The organism is Pantoea sp. ME81, assembly GCF_903970985.1.
GTDB classification, from domain to species: Bacteria; Pseudomonadota; Gammaproteobacteria; order Enterobacterales; family Enterobacteriaceae; genus Pantoea; species Pantoea communis.
The window spans coordinates 1-3,057 of sequence record NZ_CAJCKS010000300.1 but is presented as its reverse complement, the minus strand read 5'-3'; the positions used below and the strand labels follow the sequence as shown (position 1 = coordinate 3,057).

The 3,057-nt window shown below is 55.7% G+C and carries 5 protein-coding genes; 3 read left to right on the top strand and 2 right to left on the bottom strand.

Going from position 1 to position 3,057, the window contains the following annotated elements:
- A partial coding sequence (locus tag H7A81_RS26585; RefSeq protein WP_182059267.1) for an efflux RND transporter periplasmic adaptor subunit occupies positions 1–586 on the bottom strand: 586 nt, incomplete at its 3' end.
- A gap of 295 nt (positions 587–881) precedes the next feature.
- On the opposite strand from H7A81_RS26585, the gene H7A81_RS26580 reads away from it, so the two are divergent.
- The 3 genes from H7A81_RS26580 to H7A81_RS26570 all read left to right on the top strand — a co-directional run bounded on the left by H7A81_RS26580 (position 882) and on the right by H7A81_RS26570 (position 2,021).
- Positions 882–1,229 (top strand): helix-turn-helix domain-containing protein, encoded by a 348-nt coding sequence (locus H7A81_RS26580; RefSeq protein ID WP_182059266.1) that lies wholly within the window; start codon positions 882–884, stop codon positions 1,227–1,229.
- 88 nt (positions 1,230–1,317) lie between these two features.
- Positions 1,318–1,752, top strand: coding sequence for a ribonuclease domain-containing protein (locus tag H7A81_RS26575; RefSeq protein WP_182059265.1), 435 nt, complete (start codon positions 1,318–1,320; stop codon positions 1,750–1,752).
- Positions 1,753–1,754: 2 nt separating this feature from the next.
- On the top strand, positions 1,755–2,021 hold the full coding sequence (locus tag H7A81_RS26570) for a barstar family protein (RefSeq protein ID WP_038647177.1): 267 nt from the start codon (positions 1,755–1,757) through the stop codon (positions 2,019–2,021).
- On the opposite strand, the gene H7A81_RS26565 is transcribed toward H7A81_RS26570, so the two are convergent.
- Positions 2,022–3,057, bottom strand: a 1,036-nt coding sequence (locus H7A81_RS26565; protein WP_220458127.1) for a virulence factor SrfC family protein, incomplete at its 5' end; no start/stop codon positions are given.

Here is a 3,057-nt window from a genome sequence, read left to right as displayed (position 1 = left end):
GGTTACCGGTGGTGATCATCGCGCGGCTGGCACGGCCATCAATCGGGGCAGTGACGCGGGTAAAATCGAGATTCAGCTGCGCCATATCAACGGCGGCCTGCGCGGAGAGCACATTGGCCTGCGCCTGACTCGCTGCAGAACGACGCTGTTCCCACTCTTCACGGGATACCACATTGGTGCCAATCAGTTTATCGGTGCGTGCCGACTCACTGCGCGCCAGCGATGCCTGACTGCGCGCGGTCGCGAGTTCAGCTTGTGCCTGCTCTAACGTCGCGCGATAGGTGCGGTCATCAATGGTAAATAGCACCTGACCCTTTTTCACGTCATCGCCTTCGCGATAGTTAACCTGATCGATATAGCCGGAAACGCGAGGGCGCAGTTGCACACTTTGCACCGCTTCAAAGCGACCATTGAAGCTATCCCATTGGCTGACTTTTTGTTCGACCACCTGCGCGACACTCACTTCGGGCGGCGGTGGCGGGGCGTTTTGCGCCACACCCCGATCGCAAGCGGCCAGCAGGCTTCCCAGCAACATCACTCCTGACAGGCTTACTGCCCGACGAACCCCATATGTTTGCAGATGCATTGTTGTTATTCCGCGTTGGTGTGAAAAAAGAAAGGACATGTACGAAAAATCTGCAACTTTTAAGATTGCATTAAAACGCGATGAGTGTAGGCTGCTGCAAACTGCATCTGCAAGAATATCTGATACACTTTATGTGCTGTTTTGATCAATTCGTTTCAGCGGGGGAAAGCCCCTACGGCGAGTGCGGCATTTAATGCAATAATAAAACTTGCATTAAATGTCATAGTCAGTCACCCTTAAAGTGTAATTGCAACTGATACTGATACTGTTCGTTAAAGCGACGGGAGAAAATGGGATGATGAGCGACGCATTTATTCACGATCTGATCGACTGGATTGATAACAACATTGAAGCACGTCTGGATCTGGACACCGTAGCAGGGCGCGCCGGTTATTCGAAATGGCACCTGCAGCGTATGTTCAAAGAGCACACCGGCTTCCCGCTGGGCGAGTACATTCGTAATAAGAAACTGAAAAAATCGGCGGACCGCTTAACGACCACCAACGAACCGATCCTTAATGTGGCGATTTCACTGGGGTTTGATTCGCAGCAGTCGTTTAATCGCAGCTTCAAACGTCAGTATGGCGTGGCGCCAGGCGCATGGCGTCGACATGCCGTGCCAGCCGCGAGTGCGATGCAGTAACACCTCCGCCAGGGCCAGCCATGCTGGCCCGCGTTCTTCTTCACGATAATCCTGCTATTATCGGCGTCCTGCACTTCGGGATGTCACTATGTCAAAGAAACTCTGGATTGGACTCATTCTCGCGCTGGCCGCCACCTGGGCCGGGCTTAAGCCGCATTTCACCGGTAAAACCGCCGCACAGGGCACAGATATTGCCAAACTCACCGATGCCCACACGGTGGCGCAGTGGTTACAGCAAAATCATCAGTTGCCGGATCTTTATCTCACCAAAAATGAAGCACGCCGTCAGGGCTGGAACCCCAGCAAAGGCGACTTGTGCACGGTGTTGCCGGGCCGCGCCATTGGTGGCGATCGTTTTAGCAATCGTGAACAGCGCCTGCCAATGCAAGCGGGGCGGCAATGGTATGAGGCCGATGTGAATTACGATTGCGGTCACCGCGACGCCGATCGTCTGCTTTACTCTTCAGATGGACTGATCTTTCTGACCACCGATCACTATCGCAGCTTCAAACAGGTGAACTAACCATGTTGACCCTCTCTTTTGATTTCCAGCAATTGGCCAGCCGGCAGGCGTTTTACCGTGAGTTTGTGGCTCAAAGCGGCTGCAGCGGAGAGTTTGGCTGTAATCTGGACGCACTGTGGGATTGGCTGACGGGCGGGATTGCGCTGCCGGCTGAACTGCATTTACATCATATTGCACAGGCGAGCGAGGCGGAGTTTGCACCGGTGTTGGCGCTGATGGAAGAGGCGGCGCAGCAGCTGCGAGGCGAGCTGCGCCTGATTCATGACTGATTACGCGTGCAGCGGCAACAGTAGTATCGCCAGCATCTGACGGGCATTGGCGGGCAGATCGCTGCCGCCGGTATAGCCGTTGTTTTCCACGATGACCGAATTTAATCCCACCAGCCAGTCATAGATATAATAGGCGGTATGATTGGCGGGTGCGGCTGACAAACGTGTTAAACGTTGACCTGGCGAGAAGCTCACGCTCGGCGCAGGTGGTCGGGCGAAGATGGTTTGTCCGCGATTAACACGACTCTCAGGCCGCTCGCTCTCCGGACGCTGCAGGAAGCCGAGCCAGGCGACAAAATCACCCAACACCGTCATCGCGCGCGAGACCTGACGATCGGTACGTGCTTCATGCGCGCTGGCCTGCGCATCCGGTTCGTTAAGCGCGCTTTGCAGCTTACTTAATACCTTCAGGCGGAAGCTGGCGGTAATCAGCTCTTCTACCAGCAATTCCATGGTCGGCTTATCCACGTTCAGCAGCGTCAGCAAACTCCGGCTTTCCGGCAACTGTCGCAGATGTTCAAGCCACAGCGCAAACACCTGCTGCGGGAATTGCTGATCGCGCTGGCCGCTGCTGTTACGCGGTTCCGCAGGGGCCACCGGTTCATCTTTAAACAGGTCAAACTCAAAGCCAATACCAAAATAGCTCTGCTCAGCCGCAGCGGTTTTCGCGCTGTGCTGCACGACAGTGCCGCTGCTCTGGCTCAGCCACAGCTGACGCACCGCTTCGCGCGAAGGCTGCAAGCGCTCCAGCAGTTCGCCGTGCAGGCCAGTGCGATGTTGCAAGCATTTCAGCAAGGTATCGGAAATCGCCTGCTTGCGTGCCGCCTGTTCTGGCGTGGCAGTGGATTCGGTCCACGGTTGCAAACGCTCTACCAGCTTCTGCTGCAAGGTGCTTAATTGCTGGGCCAGACGATCACGACGTGCTTCTGGCTGCATTTCGTCCTGCAACCAGCTGCCCATGCGATCGACACCGGCACGATCGAGTGCCAGCATGGAACCCCAGCTCTGTCCTGGTTGCCCGATCTGACGTTGTACG

Coding starts and splice junctions, on each gene's coding strand:
- H7A81_RS26580 (WP_182059266.1), top strand. CDS start 882: ATGATGAGCGACGCATTTATTCACGATCTGATCGACTGGATTGATAAC.
- H7A81_RS26575 (WP_182059265.1), top strand. CDS start 1,318: ATGTCAAAGAAACTCTGGATTGGACTCATTCTCGCGCTGGCCGCCACC.
- H7A81_RS26570 (WP_038647177.1), top strand. CDS start 1,755: ATGTTGACCCTCTCTTTTGATTTCCAGCAATTGGCCAGCCGGCAGGCG.